General features: G+C 43.0%; 21 protein-coding genes. 10 read left to right on the forward strand and 11 right to left on the reverse strand.

Annotation, left to right across the window (positions count from 1 at the left end; translation table 11 throughout):
• Positions 1–197 precede the first annotated feature (197 nt).
• The 3 genes from HPS54_RS05135 to HPS54_RS05145 are packed head-to-tail and all read right to left on the reverse strand — an operon-like array spanning position 198 to position 1,742.
• Entirely contained in the window at positions 198–1,187 is a 990-nt protein-coding gene (locus HPS54_RS05135) for a hypothetical protein (protein ID WP_172344398.1), read from the reverse strand.
• Positions 1,188–1,233: 46 nt separating this feature from the next.
• Positions 1,234–1,479 carry a DUF3791 domain-containing protein gene (locus tag HPS54_RS12835; protein ID WP_216653042.1) on the reverse strand — a complete coding sequence of 82 codons (246 nt, stop codon included), beginning with the start codon at positions 1,477–1,479 and terminating at the stop codon, positions 1,234–1,236.
• Positions 1,480–1,529: 50 nt separating this feature from the next.
• On the reverse strand, positions 1,530–1,742 hold the full coding sequence (locus HPS54_RS05145) for a DUF3791 domain-containing protein (protein WP_172344399.1): 213 nt from the start codon (positions 1,740–1,742) through the stop codon (positions 1,530–1,532).
• A gap of 1,262 nt (positions 1,743–3,004) precedes the next feature.
• Between HPS54_RS05145 and HPS54_RS05150 the strand changes: the two genes are divergently transcribed.
• Positions 3,005–4,285 (forward strand): ATP-binding protein, encoded by a 1,281-nt coding sequence (locus HPS54_RS05150; protein WP_172344400.1) that lies wholly within the window; start codon positions 3,005–3,007, stop codon positions 4,283–4,285.
• On the opposite strand, the gene HPS54_RS05155 is transcribed toward HPS54_RS05150, so the two are convergent.
• The 6 genes from HPS54_RS05155 to HPS54_RS05180 all read right to left on the reverse strand — a co-directional run bounded on the left by HPS54_RS05155 (position 4,276) and on the right by HPS54_RS05180 (position 9,519).
• Entirely contained in the window at positions 4,276–4,929 is a 654-nt protein-coding gene (locus HPS54_RS05155) for a helix-turn-helix transcriptional regulator (protein WP_172344401.1), read from the reverse strand. The genes HPS54_RS05150 and HPS54_RS05155 overlap by 10 nt on opposite strands.
• A gap of 30 nt (positions 4,930–4,959) precedes the next feature.
• Positions 4,960–5,907 (reverse strand): cysteine synthase A, encoded by a 948-nt coding sequence (gene cysK / locus HPS54_RS05160; RefSeq protein WP_172344402.1) that lies wholly within the window; start codon positions 5,905–5,907, stop codon positions 4,960–4,962.
• Positions 5,908–6,014: 107 nt separating this feature from the next.
• A complete protein-coding gene (locus tag HPS54_RS05165) occupies positions 6,015–7,973 on the reverse strand; it encodes a tetratricopeptide repeat protein (RefSeq protein ID WP_172344403.1) in 1,959 nt (652 codons plus the stop codon).
• The gene (gene def / locus HPS54_RS05170) at positions 7,974–8,549 is read right to left on the reverse strand and encodes a peptide deformylase (RefSeq protein ID WP_172344404.1); all 576 of its coding nucleotides are present in this window, start codon (positions 8,547–8,549) and stop codon (positions 7,974–7,976) included.
• 43 nt (positions 8,550–8,592) lie between these two features.
• Complete coding sequence (gene ruvX, locus HPS54_RS05175; RefSeq protein ID WP_172344405.1) at positions 8,593–9,015, reverse strand: Holliday junction resolvase RuvX; 423 nt, start codon at positions 9,013–9,015, stop codon at positions 8,593–8,595.
• A gap of 12 nt (positions 9,016–9,027) precedes the next feature.
• The gene (locus HPS54_RS05180; protein WP_172344406.1) at positions 9,028–9,519 is read right to left on the reverse strand and encodes an SPOR domain-containing protein; all 492 of its coding nucleotides are present in this window, start codon (positions 9,517–9,519) and stop codon (positions 9,028–9,030) included.
• Positions 9,520–9,782: 263 nt separating this feature from the next.
• Between HPS54_RS05180 and HPS54_RS05185 the strand changes: the two genes are divergently transcribed.
• The 3 genes from HPS54_RS05185 to HPS54_RS05195 are packed head-to-tail and all read left to right on the forward strand — an operon-like array spanning position 9,783 to position 10,621.
• The gene (locus HPS54_RS05185) at positions 9,783–10,004 is read left to right on the forward strand and encodes a YtxH domain-containing protein (protein WP_172344407.1); all 222 of its coding nucleotides are present in this window, start codon (positions 9,783–9,785) and stop codon (positions 10,002–10,004) included.
• Between the two features lie 13 nt (positions 10,005–10,017).
• The gene (locus HPS54_RS05190) at positions 10,018–10,368 is read left to right on the forward strand and encodes a phage holin family protein (RefSeq protein WP_172344408.1); all 351 of its coding nucleotides are present in this window, start codon (positions 10,018–10,020) and stop codon (positions 10,366–10,368) included.
• A 4-nt stretch (positions 10,369–10,372) separates the two neighbouring features.
• The gene (locus tag HPS54_RS05195) at positions 10,373–10,621 is read left to right on the forward strand and encodes a hypothetical protein (RefSeq protein WP_172344409.1); all 249 of its coding nucleotides are present in this window, start codon (positions 10,373–10,375) and stop codon (positions 10,619–10,621) included.
• A gap of 12 nt (positions 10,622–10,633) precedes the next feature.
• Here the strand turns inward: HPS54_RS05195 and HPS54_RS05200 are convergent, their stop codons facing one another.
• Positions 10,634–11,395, reverse strand: a complete 762-nt coding sequence (locus HPS54_RS05200; protein WP_172344410.1) for an MBL fold metallo-hydrolase — start codon at positions 11,393–11,395, stop codon at positions 10,634–10,636.
• Between the two features lie 444 nt (positions 11,396–11,839).
• Positions 11,840–12,925 carry a hypothetical protein gene (locus tag HPS54_RS05205; RefSeq protein ID WP_172344411.1) on the reverse strand — a complete coding sequence of 362 codons (1,086 nt, stop codon included), beginning with the start codon at positions 12,923–12,925 and terminating at the stop codon, positions 11,840–11,842.
• 413 nt (positions 12,926–13,338) lie between these two features.
• Here HPS54_RS05205 and HPS54_RS05210 point away from each other — a divergent pair, with 413 nt between their 5' ends.
• From HPS54_RS05210 to HPS54_RS05235, 6 genes are all read left to right on the forward strand, one after another.
• Positions 13,339–14,127 (forward strand): hypothetical protein, encoded by a 789-nt coding sequence (locus HPS54_RS05210; RefSeq protein WP_172344412.1) that lies wholly within the window; start codon positions 13,339–13,341, stop codon positions 14,125–14,127.
• 14 nt (positions 14,128–14,141) lie between these two features.
• On the forward strand, positions 14,142–14,870 hold the full coding sequence (locus tag HPS54_RS05215) for a PEGA domain-containing protein (protein WP_172344413.1): 729 nt from the start codon (positions 14,142–14,144) through the stop codon (positions 14,868–14,870).
• Between the two features lie 480 nt (positions 14,871–15,350).
• A complete protein-coding gene (locus HPS54_RS05220; protein ID WP_172344414.1) occupies positions 15,351–15,692 on the forward strand; it encodes a hypothetical protein in 342 nt (113 codons plus the stop codon).
• A 16-nt stretch (positions 15,693–15,708) separates the two neighbouring features.
• Positions 15,709–16,020, forward strand: a complete 312-nt coding sequence (locus HPS54_RS05225) for a hypothetical protein (protein ID WP_172344415.1) — start codon at positions 15,709–15,711, stop codon at positions 16,018–16,020.
• 29 nt (positions 16,021–16,049) lie between these two features.
• A complete protein-coding gene (locus HPS54_RS05230; protein WP_172344416.1) occupies positions 16,050–16,586 on the forward strand; it encodes a hypothetical protein in 537 nt (178 codons plus the stop codon).
• A gap of 145 nt (positions 16,587–16,731) precedes the next feature.
• Positions 16,732–17,205 (forward strand): DUF805 domain-containing protein, encoded by a 474-nt coding sequence (locus tag HPS54_RS05235; protein ID WP_172344417.1) that lies wholly within the window; start codon positions 16,732–16,734, stop codon positions 17,203–17,205.
• Positions 17,206–17,214: the final 9 nt, after the last annotated feature.

Below are 17,214 nucleotides of genomic sequence, written 5' to 3' on the forward strand. Positions count from 1 at the left end.
TATCCTGCTGTTGTCCGCTCTCGGGGGCGGTCTCGTCCGCCCCCGCCGCTCGGGCAGCCCCTCACGAGAGGAGTGAGGTAATGGCTATTCCATAATCAAAGTTTTGCACTTCGATTTGGAAGCTTCATAAAAACAAGTGGAATATAACATTACGGCTGTCCATAGAATATCCCATGACAGCGCATCATTGTGCCTTATTACTCTTTCCTTACGGTGCTGTTCCTGTCGCCGAAAGTAAATGTCTGCCTGCATTTCGGGTAGGAAGAATACTGCATATTGGTGTTCAGCATCTCGTATGACTGCCGGTCGGAGCGTATCCATATCTCAAGCGGATACTCGTCATTATTGAAAAGCACACTGTCAAGCATCATTTCAAACTGCCGGTCAGTCATATTCAGCAGGATGTTTTCCACAGTCTGCTGTTGCATGCTCTTGGCACAAGCCTCTATTTTCAGTGTGGTTGTATAAAACACCTCGTCGTCCATGCCATATTCCTTTTCCCAATATAGCGACGAAGCACGAAGTCCACGCACCGGTTTCACCTGTATATTGGCAGTCTCAACGGCAAGATACTTGCCGTCTATCAGGAACGGGAAACGCAACGTTGCATAGAACGGGTCGTCTACGGAATAGCTTTCGTCTGTCTTCAGACTGAATTTAAGGTCTTTATATTTGCCCATGGGGCGATGAATAGTCGCCACATTCACCCTCGACATCTCATTACCGTTCAGGTCGTATTCGCTCATTGACGGACAGAAGCCTTCAAGACCGGTGTCAGAAACTGTCATCAGCGTACCGAATTTCTTCATCACGTATGCTTTCATGCACACATTGTCCGCAAGCCACTCCACCTGTACCCAGTCGCCGCTCTCACCTGTTACGGGCAGCAACGCATCCTTATCAGGATGAACCGTTTCGATATAAGCCCCGTTATAGTCATTGGCTTTATACCGTCCGCGGTTCTCATCACTGAAATAATACTTTGTAACGGTCTCATAAGAACCTGCATCCGAATGCCATGCCATAAGTTTTGCACCGGCGGCATCGGGTCTTTTTCTCATGTTCAGCCCGTCAGTCCCGACTTTAAAGAACGTTGTGCACTTGGGAACACTGAGCGTAAGGCTGCGCTGTCCCATAACTGCCGTTGCGGCAAATGCCACTATCAGCAGCAAGATTGTCTTTTTCATGATAAATCAGTTTTATATAAAATTGTTTACAGTGGTAATGAAATAGTTATATTAACGTGGGGACTACAAGATGACCCGTATCTTCCTTATGTTCATCCCAAATAAGCGTAGCGAGATATTTGTCACTACGACAATGCAATTCTGCAACACCTTCTTCCATCAATTCCGATATATCGGATTGATAGTATATATCCGTTGCTTCTTTGAGTGACACTCCGTAGAGTTCACACAAGCTCTTTATAATATTGGCACTCTTTATGGCTTGACAAGCCAATTTGCTTTCTTCGGTCATAACTGTTTGCTTTCAATATGTTTCAGACATTCGTCAAGCAGTTTTCATTGCTACAATACTCCTTTCTCCCTCATATAATCGGTGAGGTTTTCCACAAGATAACGTGAACTGAAAGTATGCAGGACATCATACGATGGCACTATATAGTCATAGAGTATGCCCGACTGCTTTAGCCTTTGGTATACTTCGCGCTGGCTCATATTCAACACATGCGCGAGCTTGCTTATACAATATGTTACAAATTCAAGAGTCTTTGTATCCATAACAAACTTTCCATTTCAAATATTCTTACTTTTTTACACTATAATGTGTCCTTGCACACTACGCTTTGATTACGTGAATTCGGGATAAGAAATAATAGCTTCAGTCGTGTTCTCCTCATGTAGGGACATATTCTTGTATTTGTCCGCACGCCTCATAGAGGCGTTCTTTATACTGTTCATACAGATAAAAATGACACAACGACAAGGCATTGGTATTGAAGACCTTGACTTCTTATCTGAACGCCTCTTCGATGCGTGCGGACAAATACAAGAATATGTCCCTACATGAGGAGGATATGTTCGGATGTCCGTTATCCCGAACTCGCGTCTTTGATTACAAAGTTAATCTTTTTTCTTAAGATTTTGGGCATACAAGTTCCAAATTCTGTGGTCACTACGTAATATTTATCGGTTCCGGAATACTTTGGGACACTTGTCCGATGAGGCAATGTTTCCTTCTTGGAGCATGTGTACTGACATATTTAACCGTAAAAGACACAAATCAGCGTGCAAGTATTTCCCTGAAAAACATGTCAGTATGTAAGTTGAAAAACTCACGTGAAAACAATCAAACTACACGGGATACATTGACGTCAAAGTGCTTTAATATCGTAAAAGCAGCCAAGTGAGACTGCAAAACATGGCATTTTACATCCCAAAACAGGCATCTTCAGGGTGCAAAACACGCAACTTTATGACACAAAACAATATGTATTAGGATGCAAAACAGCATGCTTTAGCATCAAAAACACGCTTCTTTAACCTATAAAAAGCATCACGCGATGCACATTACGACATAAAAACAACATAAAACGTTGGTATTACACACTTTACAACTGCACACATTTCTACGCGATATTTACGGAAAACTTTTTTGGAATGCGCAAATATCGCAAGCATGGAGAGTTTGGAAAAAGCAGAAAGAAAGGCAAACTGTCATTTCTCTTACACATTGTAAAACAACAACAAACCGTAAACTATGAAAAACGTAACGGGAAGAAGGAGAAAAAAGTAAAAAGAAATGGGAAGAAAAAGGAAGATAAAATACGGATGTCTTGTTACTTATTCCAATACGATGTGTCCTTTATCGTCATGCGGCACAAGGCATATAACGGCTCTTATTTCCTTTAAAATTTCATAGCTTAACATCACTCACAATATTCAATAATGTCACTATACTGAATAAAAAATGCCATATTTTATTCAATACAGCGTTTTAATTGAATAAAAATGGATATATTTGCAGTCAAAGACGGCATAACATGAAAAGTATAATCCTTAATCAGAAAGCAGAGCGTGACGAACTTATGGCTCGTCCGTATCTGCAAAGAGAGACAAGATATAAGACGGATGAACTGCTTGCAAATCCGTTAATAAAGCTCATTACCGGTCCGCGACGTACGGGAAAGTCTGTGTTTGCATTGTTGATGCTGCAAGGAAAAAACTTTGCATATCTTAACTTTGACGACAATCTACTGCTGAAGAACTGGGATGAAGATTTGGTTATGACCATGCTTGACAATGTTTATCCCGGATACGAGTATCTTTTGTTTGACGAAATTCAAAATCTGCCCGATTGGGATTTATGGGTTGGCAAGCTATATCGCCGCGGAACAAATCTGATAATAACCGGAAGTAATGCAAAAATGCTGAGTAGTGAAATGGCAACAGTACTGACCGGGCGATATTTACAGATAGAAATGTTACCGTTCAGCCTCGATGAGACAATGAAATGGAACGGTATCGACATGCGTATGCCGCAAGATGAACAGAAGTCAAGGATAGTTGCGCTGACAGACGACTATCTGCGCAACGGCGGATATCCGGAAACAATACAGGCACGCAACATAACAAAAAACTATCTTTCAACACTATTCGACTCGATACTGCTTAAAGATGTTGCCAAGAGACATAACGTTCGCAACACTACAGACTTGTACAATCTGGCGTCTTATCTGCTGTCAAACTTCTGCAATCCTGTCTCCGCCAATGAACTTGCGGAAAGATTAGGATTGGCAAGCGTCGCCACTACCAAGAAATTCTGCAATTATCTTGCCGAACCATATCTGTTCTTCTTTCTTCCGCGTTTCAATTACAAAATAAAACTGATGAAAAAAACTCCAAATAAAGTATATGTCATCGATAACGGGTTTGTACAAAGCACGGCATTCAGCCTCAGCGAGAACCTCGGCAGACTGTTGGAGAACCAGATCTTCGTCGAACTGTTACGGCGTGGATATGCCCCGGGGCAGACTATGTTCTACTATCGGTCGCGCAATGACAAAGAGATTGACTTCGTAACCTGTAATGGTACAAAAGTAAAGCAACTGATACAAGTATGTCATGACATGACTTCCGTAAAGACACGCAAGCGCGAACTTGATGCTCTTGCAGAGGCTGCAAACGAACTTCATTGCGACAATCTTCTTGTAATAACCAACTCACAGGAAGAAACAATTGAGTGGAAAAGCCATAGCATATCCGTTGTCCCCGTCCGTAAGTACTCATCAGAGGACATCGGTGGGAATGTCTGTCATATATAATAGTCCGCCATTTCCACAAGTCCTGCACGCAACGCATACCGCGTTGCCTCATATACGTTGTTTATTTCCAGCTTTCGGAAAATGTTTTTCTTATGTGTTACGATTGTGTGGACGCTCGATATGCGCAACGCGGCTATCTCCTTAACCGATTTACCGTGTGCTATGAGCCGCAAAATCTCGGTCTCCGTTGCCGTCAGCGAGGACATTCCGGTGCATTGCGCGGGCAAGGATGCAAGTTGTTCCTTTATCATACCGCATAGGAAGTGCCTGCCGGCAACAGCGGAAAACAACGCACTGCGGATTTCGTCATCGGCACATTCTTTCAGCAACATGCCGACATTCGGCTCGGAAGAGAGCCGGCGTATAAACGCATCTCCCAAGCCATTTGAGAACAGCAGACAGTAACTCTGTCTGAAACGGTTTGCAAGAATAAGCATCTCATCGGCACCGTTTATGTCGAACAGGGTGTAGTCTATTATAATGACAACCTCTTTTCCACTGTCAACAATGGCTGAAACAAGTTCGTTCTTGCACGATACGTCTTTTATTGTGCTGCGGGGAAACAGACAAGAGATATACCCGTGCATTCCGGCACGGGTGATATCCTGATTGTCTGCTATGATAAATGTTTTGTATTGGTCCATGCCCTACGAGTAAACAAACACACTAAAGCATTAAAGGGGATAGTCTTCGAAGGCGTAAAGCACCGTGGAGAGGTATCTCTCGCCCGTATCGGGAAGAAGGGCGACAATGGTCTTGCCGGCGTTCTCCTCTTTCTTTGCCAGCTGTATGGCGGCATAAAGGGCTGCGCCGGACGATATGCCGACAAGCAATCCTTCTTTCCGGGCAAGCAGACGCGACGTGCGTATGGCATCGTCATCACCGACTTTCACAATGCTGTCCGCCATTACGGCATTAAAGTTCTTGGGCACAAACCCCGCTCCTATGCCCTGTATCTTGTGCGGTCCCGCCTGTCCGCCGGAAAGAACCGGTGATGTTTCAGGCTCTACCGCCACTGCCTTGACAGCCGGATTATGGTTTTTCAAGCCCTGCGCCGTACCGCTGAGCGTTCCGCCCGTACCCACTCCGGCAACGAATATATCCACCTGCCCGTCGGTATCCGCCCATATCTCCTCGGCAGTGGTCCTTACATGCATTGCCGGATTTGCCGGATTTTCAAACTGTTGGGGTATCACCGCGCCCAGTATCTGCTCTTTCAGCTCGTTTGCCTTGCGTATGGCTCCCTTCATTCCCTCGCTTCCGGGTGTCAGAATAAGCGTGGCGCCAAGCGCCTTAAGCAGGTTCTGGCGCTCTATGCTCATCGTCTCGGGCATGGTGAGTATCAGCTTATACCCCTTTACCGACGCCACCCACGCCAGCCCGATGCCGGTGTTTCCGCTCGTAGGCTCTATCAACACCGAGCCGGGGACAAGATTACCCTTCTTTTCCTCCGCCTCTATCATCGCGAGAGCTATGCGGTCCTTTACGCTTCCACCGGGATTGAAATATTCTATCTTGGCTATAAGCCTAGCCTTAAGCCCTTCTGCTTTCTCTATGTTTCTCAACTGCAGGAGCGGTGTCCTGCCTATTAGTTCCGTCAGACTTTGATAAATTGCTGCCATATCTATTTTGTTTTGAATGTTTATGCAAAGATAAGCAGGTTATGCGTGTTGTGCAATACCACAATAATGGTATTTATAATAAATACAATACAGACCGGCACCCGGCGTCACCTGTTTTTCTTTATGACACTGTAGGCACCGTATATGCCCAATTCGCCCGCCTTGCTGAGATCTTGTATGCCTTCCGCCTTCTTATTCAGATGTATACGCGCAAGACCGCGATTATAATAAGCCTCGGCAAGGCGCGGATCTATTTCTATGGCACGTGTATAGTCGGCTACGGCAGCGGCGTAGTCTTTGCGCATGGCATGCAGGTTGGCACGGTTATAATATATGTACGCATTGCCGGGAGTCAGCGACAGAGCCTTGTCGAAGTCTGCCAACGCACGCATGCCCTTTAGTTCCGTCTCCATTCCCTGCGAGGCATTGAACTCGTTCATCATTGTCTGGCACACGGCACGCTGCCAATAAGCAAACGATGCAGTACTGTCTATCTGTGTATAAGTGGTGAGATCGTTCGCGGCGGCATCGAAATTCTGGGTTACGATGTATGCCACAGCCCTCTGAAGCAGCAGTCCGCGACTTGTCTTCGTACTGCCCGAGTGGTCTATCTCTGCCGAGAGCGTGTCTATAAGCGCAAAACATGCTTCGGTCTCTGTCGCATCAAGTGCCTTTGAATTGCAGTTGATATGAACGGTATGGCGCGGACGACACTCGCGGTTGAATGTCTCTATCTCGTTGTCGAACACCTGATATGACTTTATTCCGTTGGTGTATCGTGTGAACGACAGGCGGTACATGGGCAGAAAACCGGTATCGGTCTTCCGGTTCTGCACGCGTCCGCGGTAGTCGCTTGCATACTCATGGTCCACGGTATTGTCGTCTGCAACGACAAGCTGGTTGTATTTATCCATGTCTATGTCGCTCTTCTTGCGCACACTGCGCCGCATCTTCCTGCTCCACCGTGGCTGTATGCCGTTGTGTTTGTCGTTCTGTGCCTTGAATATGCGGAACTCGTCCATCTCCGCCTTGCCCGTCATGCCCAGCAGACGATAGCAATGTGCACGGCGGTTAAGCCCCACCCAGAAGTTGGGAAACTGCTTTATCACAGCCGAATAGTCGTTGATTGCCCCACGTATGTCGCCTGTCCGCTCGCGAAGAAGACCGCGGTTGTAAATGGCAAGAGCGTTGTCCGGCTCCATTTTCACGACAAAATCGAAGTCTTCTATAGCGCGGTTGTCGTCGCCAACCTGCACACGCAGCTGTCCGCGGTTGTAATGTGCAAGAAAATTCTCAGGCTCTATCTCTATCGCCTTGTCATAATCGGCAAGGGCACCGCGAAGGTTATTGATGTTATAGCGCGCAAGGGCACGGTTTACATAGTTGCCTGCGGTATGAGGCTTCAGGTGTATCGCCTTGCCGAGCTGCATGTCGGCGTCTTTCCACTGCGAGCGCGAAAGACTTATCATTGCCCTTACAGACCAGGCATCGGCGTCGTAAGGGTCTATTTCAAGACTCTTGTCAAGATACTTCACGCCCTCAAGCGTGTCTTTCTGCTGCATGCAGACCTCAGCCTTCAGTGCGTATGCCTTGGAATATGATTGCCAACGGCTTATCATCCTGTCAAGATCGGAATGCGCGCCCTCATAGTCCTTGTCCTCCATGCGGCACAACACGCGGTTGTACCACAGATTTTTCTTGTCGGGGTTATACTTTATTGTCTCGTCATAGTCGGCAATGGCTGCCTTGAAATCTTTAAGGCGTATACGGCAAAAACCGCGCAACTCAAAGACATCGGGCACAAAGGGGTTCAGCTCTATTGCCTTGGAGCAATCGGACTCCGCCCCGGTAAAGTCGTCAAGATAGAACTTTGCCACGCCGCGATAGAACCACGGCTCATAAAGAAAGGGCTTGGAGTTGATTGCCTGATTGAAATATTGTATCGAAAGCACATAATCCTCGTAGTAGAGCGCGCTGCGCCCCACCATCACAAGCCTGTCGGTGTTGAACTGCGCACCTGCGACAGACGGCAGAAGTGTAAGTATGATGAGGATTATGTTTCTCATTTAACGATGCTTGGGCGCCGCCTTTGTACGATATGCGCAACGGTAACGTCCTTGAAGAAGAGCTTTCATCTTACTCTTTATAAGCTGTTTGCGTAACGGGGATATGCGGTCGGTAAACACTGTTGCGTTCAAATGGTCGAATTCATGCTGCATTACACGTGCCAGATAGCCGTCAACCCACTCTTCATGCGGTTGCATGTCTTCATCGAGATACTTCACAAGGATGCGCTTCGGACGCGTCACCCTCTCGTGAATGCCGGGCAACGACAGGCATCCCTCTTCCATTGTCTCCGTTTCCGTATCGTCATATTCGAGTATATGCGGGTTTATGTATGCCTTGCGGAAGTCCTTATACTTCTTGAATTCATCAGAATCATCATAAAGCACATCGAGATCTATCACGGCAAGGCGTATGTCCTTGCCTATCTGCGGCGCGGCAAGCCCTACGCCTTCCGATGCCGTAAGTGTTTCAAACATGTCACTGATGAGTTCTTTCAGTCCGGGATAGTCTGCCGGAATGTCCTGCGACTCTTTTCTCAGCACAGGCTGTCCATATATATATATAGGTAATATCATTATATTAAGCAATTGATTTTTTAACTTGACAAAGCGGGATACATCACAGAAGAATGCGCTTCGACTCCATATATCCCTGCAATATTATCGTTGCACTTATCTCGTCTACAAGTGCCTTGTTCTGCCTTGCTTTCTTCTTAAGTCCGCTGTCTATTATCGCCCGGTGTGCCATGACAGAGGTAAAACGCTCGTCATAATACTCTACAGGGATATCCGGACGAGCCTTGCGCCAGCGGTTTACGAACTGTTCCACACGGGCAAGATTTTCGCTCGGGCGTCCGTTTGTCTGCAACGGCTTGCCCACAACGATCAGTTCTACAGGCTCACGACCGACATAAGCCTGCACATATTCGAACAGCTCATGCGTAGAAACAGTCGCCAATCCTCCTGCTATAATCTTCAGAGGATCGGTGACTGCCAAGCCTGTACGTTTCTTCCCGTAATCTATTGAAAGGATACGAGCCACGTATATTAAAGTTTATCGCTGGTTAAACAGCAGCCATGCGTCAGGATACTGCGAACGGAGAGCATCGCGCTTGCTCACAGCCTCGCTCTTGGAGTCGGATGTAGCCGCAACGACACGGTACATGTTTATTGCCGAATTATAAGCAACCTGAGCGTCATAGCCCCTGTTCTTCAGCGTATTCTGCAGTCCTTCGGCATTTGCCCTTACGGAGAACGAACCTACAACGACATTGAAATTCTTAAGACCGGCACCGTTAATTACCGACAAAGTTTCCTGACGGACAGGAACATTGTCCGCATTGTCTACAACAACTGTCTCTGTTGCCGGCTTCTCAACAACCGGAGTTACAACCGCAATCTCTTCTACCGGCTGCGGCGCAACGTTTGTCTGCTCCTGTGCCTGAGCTTTCTCGTATGCTTTACGATAGGCGCTTTCGGAGGATTTACAACTTGTAAAAGCAAGTGCCACACACAAACCGGCACACAGTACCATGTACTTCTTCATAATTTTCTGATGTTATTAGAAATTAAACTTTATTTCAAGATAAAACAATATACTTTGCGAAGTTACACAAAATAAGCTTAATTAAAGGGAAAAACGCACATAAAGTTTGTTAAATGAGCATAATGGCACAATTTTAACAAAAATAAGCAGCACTTTTTTGTTATGAAAAAGAAAACGCCGTATATTTGTTTTCGGAACACCAACTTACGTCCGTTAAACGGAAACGGATAGAAACATGTATAACTATATAAACTAAAAAGAGTATGAAAACATTAGGTTACATCGGTGCATTTCTCGGCGGCGCCATTGCAGGAACTGCTTTAGGTCTGTTGATAGCTCCGGAGAAGGGAAAGGACACACGCGAAAAGATTACAGATGCCGTAGATGATTTTTGCAAGAAGCACAATCTTAAACTGAGCCGCAAGGAGATATGCGACTTTGCAGACGACATACAGGAGGCTGCAACGGAAACAGACGTAATATAAGAGAACACGAAAGATGTTTTCCAACGACAGAAATATCGGTATCGTAGGACGTCTTATAGAGATGTTCAGACATTACATCGGGCTTCAGAATGAATATCTGAGGCTTGATGTAATCGAAAAAGTCGTACGACTTATAACCGGTCTGCTGATATTCTCGGTATTGTTCCTGTTCATTGTGATTATCCTTATATATCTGTCCTTTGCCGCTGCATACGCCATGGGACCGCATATAGGATATCCGGGAGCGTTCTGTATAGTAGCAGCGGTATACATTATTATATTCCTGCTTTTATTCTTATTCAGAAAAACTTGGATAGAAAAGCCGCTTATAAGGTTCATCACCGGTTTATTAATGGAAAAATAACAATATGACAGAACAGACACGGCAGCGTCCGCAATATACATCGCTTAACGAAATACAGCAGCGCAAGGCTGAACTGTTGAAGGAGATACGCAAGGACAGCAAGGAGATGAACACACTGTGGCACGGGCTTTTCAACAAGCCGGTGGCAAAAGGCAGGAAAGGATTAAGCGTCTCCGGAATTGTAAACACCGGTGCCGGAGTGGTAGACGGCATGTTGTTTGCATGGAAACTATACAGGAAGTTGAAGAAATAACGCCTTTTTCAACTATAGATCCACCGTCTGTCCGTCGTATGCAAGCGACATACCACCGGGCAAGGTTGCGTTGACTTCGCGATGAAGACCTATATCGTGGTTGCAGTGTATAAAGAAAGTTCTGTCCGCCCCTACCCTTTTTGCAAACTTTATGGCATCGGGAACGCTCTGGTGGGAATGGTGTTCCGGAGCGAAGCGTAGCGCATTTACCACCAATACACGTACCCCTTTGATGAGTTCAAGTTCACGGTCGTCCATTGTTTTCATATCGGTGATATAAGCCAAGTCGCCTATTCTGTATCCCAAGATAGGCATATTGCCGTGAAACAGTTGCACAGGCAACACCGTAATATCGCCAACACACATCCGTTCGTGCGGATGTATCACATGCAAACCTATATCAGGCACACCGGGATAGCGTTTTTCTTCAAAACAATAAGGCATTGTTTTCATTATCCCTCGTGCCGTATTACTGTCGGCATAAACGTCTATCTGCCCGAAACAACAATATGGTCTGAGGTCATCGAGCCCTCCGGTATGGTCGTAATGAATATGGGTGAGCAGCAACGCATCTATCTTGCGAAAGGGAACAGCAAGCATTTGCTGACGGAAGTCGGGACCGCAGTCAATCAATATCCTTGTAATATCCGTCTCCACCAATGCCGAACAGCGCAAGCGTTTGTCATGTTCATCATCGCTTTTACATACCTTGCAGCCACAACCTATCACCGGCACACCAACAGATGTCCCTGTTCCCAAGAATGTCAGTCTCATAAACAAACCTGTCTTTTTACCTCATGAAGTTATTATTCTAACGCGATTAACAATGAAAAATTACATCTCTCCATGCGCTTCATTGAGAAAACTTTCTCGAAAAAATGTTTGCTATATTCTTATATTCCATGAATTATTGTATTTTTGCATCGCAGTCCCGGTCAATCCTCTCCCAGCTCTCAGTTACTGGTGATGAATCCGGTTTTTTATATCCTTTTGCAAAGATACTATTTTCTAGCGATTAATATTCTGCCCTTCCTTTATTCACTTTCGTGCATCTTTACCCAGTTTGATTGAATGTACAAACTTCACCGTAGAAAGATATCTCTGAGATTTACCGGCTTAGGTGGGCAATAGAATCACTTTACAAACAACTCAAGCAGAATTTTCCATTGCATTTTTTATATGACAACAGCGTCATTAGTTTTCATAATCTTTTCCATCTTAAGGATTGAATACTGAATACAATAATTCCATATCTTCCAAATTGGCATTATTGCCAAACATACATGAACTATTACGCACGATATTATATGCCTGTGCCAATCTTATGAACTCCTTGAAAGCTATTTTGTCACCGGGATGCGTTGTCAAGTGAACAATGTAAGTTAATGCAATACTATTGCGCATATCATTATAGAAAAGATTATACATTGCGCCATCGTTGCTTCTGCTTCCAAATATATTTATCTGAAGTGACAATCGCCATATCCGCCATAATTCACCAAGTAGCGGAGAATATTCTCCGGCTCGTAATAGTTGGTCTATTATTGCTACAAGCTCTTTATCATCTCTCACGGGACTGCGGTAGTTGGCATATGCTAATTCGCGAGCCAATACGCATCGCCGAGCAAAAATTTTTTCTCTGAGTAGCCGTTGCATCAACTCATGACGGAACGAGACGGTATCTGTCAACGCTTTGTTATGAATGACATCATAGTCCTCAATAATGCTTCTTGGATCAAACTCACTTTCATCCAAGTGGGCATTGAAAAGATTGTCAGTGTAATTGTGCAGTTCTTTATAAAGTTTGTCAATAGCTTTATTCTCAACGGAATTGGGTGTAATTCCACGTCTAATCAATGATGCAGCATCTTGCGAGATGCATTGCAAGGGTTCTTTGATTTCACGGACTGAAATCCCGGAAAGGTTTATAGAATATAGTGCATCTGCTTGTTCAAGCCCAGAATCAGACTCAGACATATATCTTTCTGCCGTTCCTATATCATAAGCCATTGTATTGAATGCCAAGACTATATTATAAAACTGGAGTAACGAGTCTGCAAAATGATTTAAAGATAAAGAATCCGGTATTTGGGGATAGCGTATCTTATGGCTAATAGCATTGAATCCATTACCGTCATCTCCTATAGTTGGGAAAATTTCATCTTCGTTAGCATCAACCGAATCAAGATAGGATTGATAAGGAAATTGAGGAGCTCGTAATTCATCATCAGGTGTTTTATTCCCACATGACACAATAGTCACGACAATCACAACTATTGCCAATAAAATAGTATGCTTATTCATAGGATATTTTTGTTTTACATGAGGTTATAGAATGCTATTTGTACAATGTCTGTTTACCATACACCATCAAACGATAATTCTCAGTATAGTCCATCTACAAATTTACATGCTTTCTCTCAAACTACAAAACAAATCTCTCAAAATCATTACTTTGAGTGTCATGTTTTTGTGTCGTGTATAGAAGGACTGCTCACTGTTGCCACGGCATATATACCAACGGCTTTCCTTGAACCGCTTGCCCGGAAAGAGAACGGATGAAACAGGATTAAAGCAATCTGAAAAACAAAGTACGTAATAAAACAACTCGTTTTCATAAATTCACTATTCACAGCAGGCATGAGATTTAAAGGGGGAGTTGGTCTCAATGCCATGCTTTAGTAATTATCCAGCATACTCCCCGATAATATTTATTTATGATACACACTAAATTAAGATTCCTTGCAATCACGGGCATCTGCGCACTGTTTATGACCTCATGCGCAACACTGTTTACAAAATCAAGTCAGGATGTTGAATTTAAAGGTATTCCGGGAACCGTTTTGATTAATAAGAAGAACAATCAGCCGATTACGGAAATCAAGCCTAACGGTTTTGCCGAGGCAAAACTGAAAAAGCAGAAGAAAATGACAATTCTGGCAACAAAAGAAGGCTATAAAAACAAAGAATTTGTTTTGCCAACAAAAATAGAAGGTGCTTTCTGGGGAAACATTCTTCTTGGCGGACTTCCGGGCATGGCAATCGACCTTGCCACAGGCAGAATGAACAAGTATGCAACAAAGATTATGGATGTAACACTGGTTCCCAGTTCGGAAAGTGTTGTCGAGCCACAGGTGGAAGTGCCATTCCGTCCGGAGACTGTCAGTCGTGAGAACCCCGGTGCAACAGATGCAGAGAAAGCAATTCTGCGCTGGTATTTCGACTCCGACCCGCGTGGTGCACGTATCTTCTGGCGCGTGATATCCAACGTACCGTCTGAAGTGAAAAATACCAACGAGGCATATCTTACCACTACCCCACTTGAAGAAACGCGCAGTTTTAATATTCCCGGACTTAACATGTATAACGCCAACGACGTCACCATAGAGATAAAGGTGTCGAAGCGCGGATACGAAGATCAGATCAAGCGTTTCAATGTGCGCCAGGCTATAGACCAGCAGGAAATAAGCGGCTTCTTTGAGTTGGTTCCGAAAACGAATAACTAAAAACATATAGAAAAATGAACAGTATTATCAAACAAACACTTGCAGCCCTCATCTTTATTTTTGCGGATACATCTGCCATTACGGCAAAAGATTATGACATCATTGTGACGAGCAATCCGGATAATGCAACGGTGTATCTTAACGGTACACTTGTAAGCCAAACAACTCCTGCCGTCATAAAGGTAGACAAGAAGACAGCATCGAAGATGATGATTTTCTCTTTCCGTAAAAACGGATACGAGTCTTCATCGGTTGCCATTACCTACACCAAAGACCAGCTTAAACATAATCCTACGGTTTATTGCGACTTGAAAAGGAGTTTCTCTGCGGCAAATCAAACAACGAAAGGCGACCCGACGGTGACGGTGACTGAGTCGCGGCAACATGTAGACCGCCATAATCCGGGCGTGACATCCATGGAGAAATCCATAATACGTTGGTATTTCGATTCAGATTCTCGCGGAGCACGTATCTTCTGGCGTGTTATCTCGAGCGTACCGGCAGAGGTGAAAAACACAAACGAGACATATCTTACCACCACTCCGCTCGAAGAGACAAGAGGGTTTGACATCCAAGGTCTTACCTATAACAACTCGCGCGACGTGACTATAGAGATTAAAGTGTCGAAGCGCGGATATGAAGATCAGGTAAAACGTTTCAATGTACGTCAGGCTTTAGACCAGCAGGAAATAAGCGGCTTCTTCGAACTCGTCAAGAAAGACATTCCGGCGCAACCGGAATAGCGGCGTCAAATCCGTCGCTGCGGCTACACACCCCATAGGTTTTCGGTCCGTAACCCATAGTTTTATAACATGTAAAGCTATGGATTACGGACCGAAAACTTATTGGAGGAATTAATTTAGTGCATATTTAATTCTTCCCAAAATTACTTCTATATCAAATTTAATACGTATATTTGCATTAAATGAATTATAAACAGAGAAAAATGACATAGTACTTTAACAAAGACATAAGAGAAAAGGAAAGTGTTTACTTTTACTTGATGTACTACCCGAAATCGCCAATTTCATAAGTACACATCAACAGTAAAAAGTGAATGCTCTCACCGTTTGGGTGTGGGCTTCATTGTTGTATGTGTACGGGTGTTTGGCGATACCAGGGAGTAACAACAATGTTGCTTCACACCTTTCTTTTTGCCAAATGTCGCAAAAAGAATTTAATTATGATTACAAAACAAAGAATTTAACCTTTTCACAAGCCTTGTGGACAATAATAATTTGTCTGCATTAAAAATAACGTCTAATTTTGGAAAACAAAATATAAAGACTCGGTTTAGAAACATAACATCAAATAATTCAGAAATGATACAGGTAATAAACAAAGAATGGGAAATTGCAAAGACATATATCTTTGATGTGGCTTTGAGAAAAGGTAACTTCCAAGATAAAAAGCATAAACAATATAAACGAGAGAAAAAGATACGTGAACTACAAAATGAAATCGATGCGTTAAAATATGGAGCAGATTTAGGGATACGTAAACTACAACGAAAAATAGATGCACTAAAAAATGGTGCAGATGTGGAAGATATTGAAGAATACTAATAAAAAAACGAAAAACATGATGAACAAAACATTTAAAAATTATACAAAACGAGAAAGAATTTTATTATCCTCATATTTAATCTGGATAATGTTTCATATAACTATATTTCTAACAGGAGGGGCTATTTTAAACCCGGACAGAAACATTGCAGGTGAATTTTGGCCGTTCTCTACAAAATATCATGTTTATGATAGTTTTGATCCATTTCGTGATTATGAAGACTTTTGTACATATGACATTACTGAATTAATTATATACACAACATTCCCTATATTCCTTTATAAAATCAAGTGTTTATTGTCTATGCCTGATACCCCTCAAAAATAAATATATAAATCCTCAAATATAAAAACAGTATGAAAAAGTATCATTGGAATTTGTTATTAGAACCAGATATGACAGCACCGAAATCTGGGATTTATTTGCTTGCAATCAGAAATGACAATCATATTTCATATCAGTGCCATAAAATGAATGAAGGCGATTCTTTTTATCGTGCAGTAGGTAGATCGACAACAGACCCAACAGATTGGTTCGTCCCAATAGCATATCATTTCTGTAACAAATATGTTTGTTGCAACAACTTAACCATGTCTTCTTTTGTCACTGAAGACTCTTGGTATCCATGCAATTCGGATATTGAAACTGAAGGGCTAAGGGTGTTGCCGTTTACAGTAAATGGAGTTTTGAAATATGATCTTACAAACGTATGTTGTACTTATTTACCACCTTTAAATTTGGGATATAGTGAAGGTGATCTACACTATGTATATGAAAGCAAATATAAGCTAGATATAAAACGACTTGCTTATCACTATGTCGAATATTTTGGTGAGGAAGGTCATTCCTATTGGTGGGACGAATACAAGAAAATACATCCAAACATAAAATAATGGTTGGCATATCGGGTTGGGCAAAAATCTAAAAGGATAAAGAATAAGACGAAAACGTATTAGCCATTGTTCTTCGTGCAGTATCATTGATAACAGCAAAAGTACAAATTCAAATTATCGTACCCATAAAATCTCTTACAAAACAATGAAACAGAACTATAACAAAAGATTGAGCTTTAAAGAAGCACTGTATAATTGTTATACAAATCCTTCCTTTAAAGGTCGTGCAAGAAGATCTGAGTTTTGGTGGAACACTTTGCTCTTTTGCCTGATAATCTTTTCCATTACAAACATCGAGGCTTTTATTTCAAACAGGGAAGGTTCATTGGGTTCTATATTTGTCTTTTTATTGATAATCATAGCTTTAGTTGTAGTTTATTTTGAGATCGCAATTACATTTAGAAGACTGCACGATATAGGACGTTCTGGTTGGTGGGCTGGAGTATTGTATATGATTAGATTGTTAAATGACTTAGCCACACCATATATAGATTATGAAACAGCATCACTTTTATCTTTTATAAACTTTGTATACTTCGTATTCTTAATCGGTTTCTGTTCAATGGATAGTATGAAAGAAACAAATAAATATGGAAAATCACCTAAATATAACTTATAAAAATTAAAA

Origin of the sequence: Xylanibacter caecicola, from assembly GCF_013166515.1 — a bacterium.
Taxonomy (GTDB): Bacteria; Bacteroidota; Bacteroidia; order Bacteroidales; family Bacteroidaceae; genus Prevotella; species Prevotella caecicola.

Bases quoted from the DNA above. Each gene is read 5' to 3' on its own strand.
- HPS54_RS05135 (WP_172344398.1), bottom strand. From the start codon at position 1,187: ATGAAAAAGACAATCTTGCTGCTGATAGTGGCATTTGCCGCAACGGCA.
- HPS54_RS12835 (WP_216653042.1), bottom strand. From the start codon at position 1,479: ATGACCGAAGAAAGCAAATTGGCTTGTCAAGCCATAAAGAGTGCCAAT.
- HPS54_RS05145 (WP_172344399.1), bottom strand. From the start codon at position 1,742: ATGGATACAAAGACTCTTGAATTTGTAACATATTGTATAAGCAAGCTC.
- HPS54_RS05150 (WP_172344400.1), top strand. From the start codon at position 3,005: ATGAAAAGTATAATCCTTAATCAGAAAGCAGAGCGTGACGAACTTATG.
- HPS54_RS05155 (WP_172344401.1), bottom strand. From the start codon at position 4,929: ATGGACCAATACAAAACATTTATCATAGCAGACAATCAGGATATCACC.
- cysK (WP_172344402.1), bottom strand. From the start codon at position 5,907: ATGGCAGCAATTTATCAAAGTCTGACGGAACTAATAGGCAGGACACCG.
- HPS54_RS05165 (WP_172344403.1), bottom strand. From the start codon at position 7,973: ATGAGAAACATAATCCTCATCATACTTACACTTCTGCCGTCTGTCGCA.
- def (WP_172344404.1), bottom strand. From the start codon at position 8,549: ATGATATTACCTATATATATATATGGACAGCCTGTGCTGAGAAAAGAG.
- HPS54_RS05180 (WP_172344406.1), bottom strand. From the start codon at position 9,519: ATGAAGAAGTACATGGTACTGTGTGCCGGTTTGTGTGTGGCACTTGCT.
- HPS54_RS05185 (WP_172344407.1), top strand. From the start codon at position 9,783: ATGAAAACATTAGGTTACATCGGTGCATTTCTCGGCGGCGCCATTGCA.
- HPS54_RS05190 (WP_172344408.1), top strand. From the start codon at position 10,018: ATGTTTTCCAACGACAGAAATATCGGTATCGTAGGACGTCTTATAGAG.
- HPS54_RS05195 (WP_172344409.1), top strand. From the start codon at position 10,373: ATGACAGAACAGACACGGCAGCGTCCGCAATATACATCGCTTAACGAA.
- HPS54_RS05200 (WP_172344410.1), bottom strand. From the start codon at position 11,395: ATGAGACTGACATTCTTGGGAACAGGGACATCTGTTGGTGTGCCGGTG.
- HPS54_RS05205 (WP_172344411.1), bottom strand. From the start codon at position 12,925: ATGAATAAGCATACTATTTTATTGGCAATAGTTGTGATTGTCGTGACT.
- HPS54_RS05210 (WP_172344412.1), top strand. From the start codon at position 13,339: ATGATACACACTAAATTAAGATTCCTTGCAATCACGGGCATCTGCGCA.
- HPS54_RS05215 (WP_172344413.1), top strand. From the start codon at position 14,142: ATGAACAGTATTATCAAACAAACACTTGCAGCCCTCATCTTTATTTTT.
- HPS54_RS05225 (WP_172344415.1), top strand. From the start codon at position 15,709: ATGATGAACAAAACATTTAAAAATTATACAAAACGAGAAAGAATTTTA.
- HPS54_RS05230 (WP_172344416.1), top strand. From the start codon at position 16,050: ATGAAAAAGTATCATTGGAATTTGTTATTAGAACCAGATATGACAGCA.
- HPS54_RS05235 (WP_172344417.1), top strand. From the start codon at position 16,732: ATGAAACAGAACTATAACAAAAGATTGAGCTTTAAAGAAGCACTGTAT.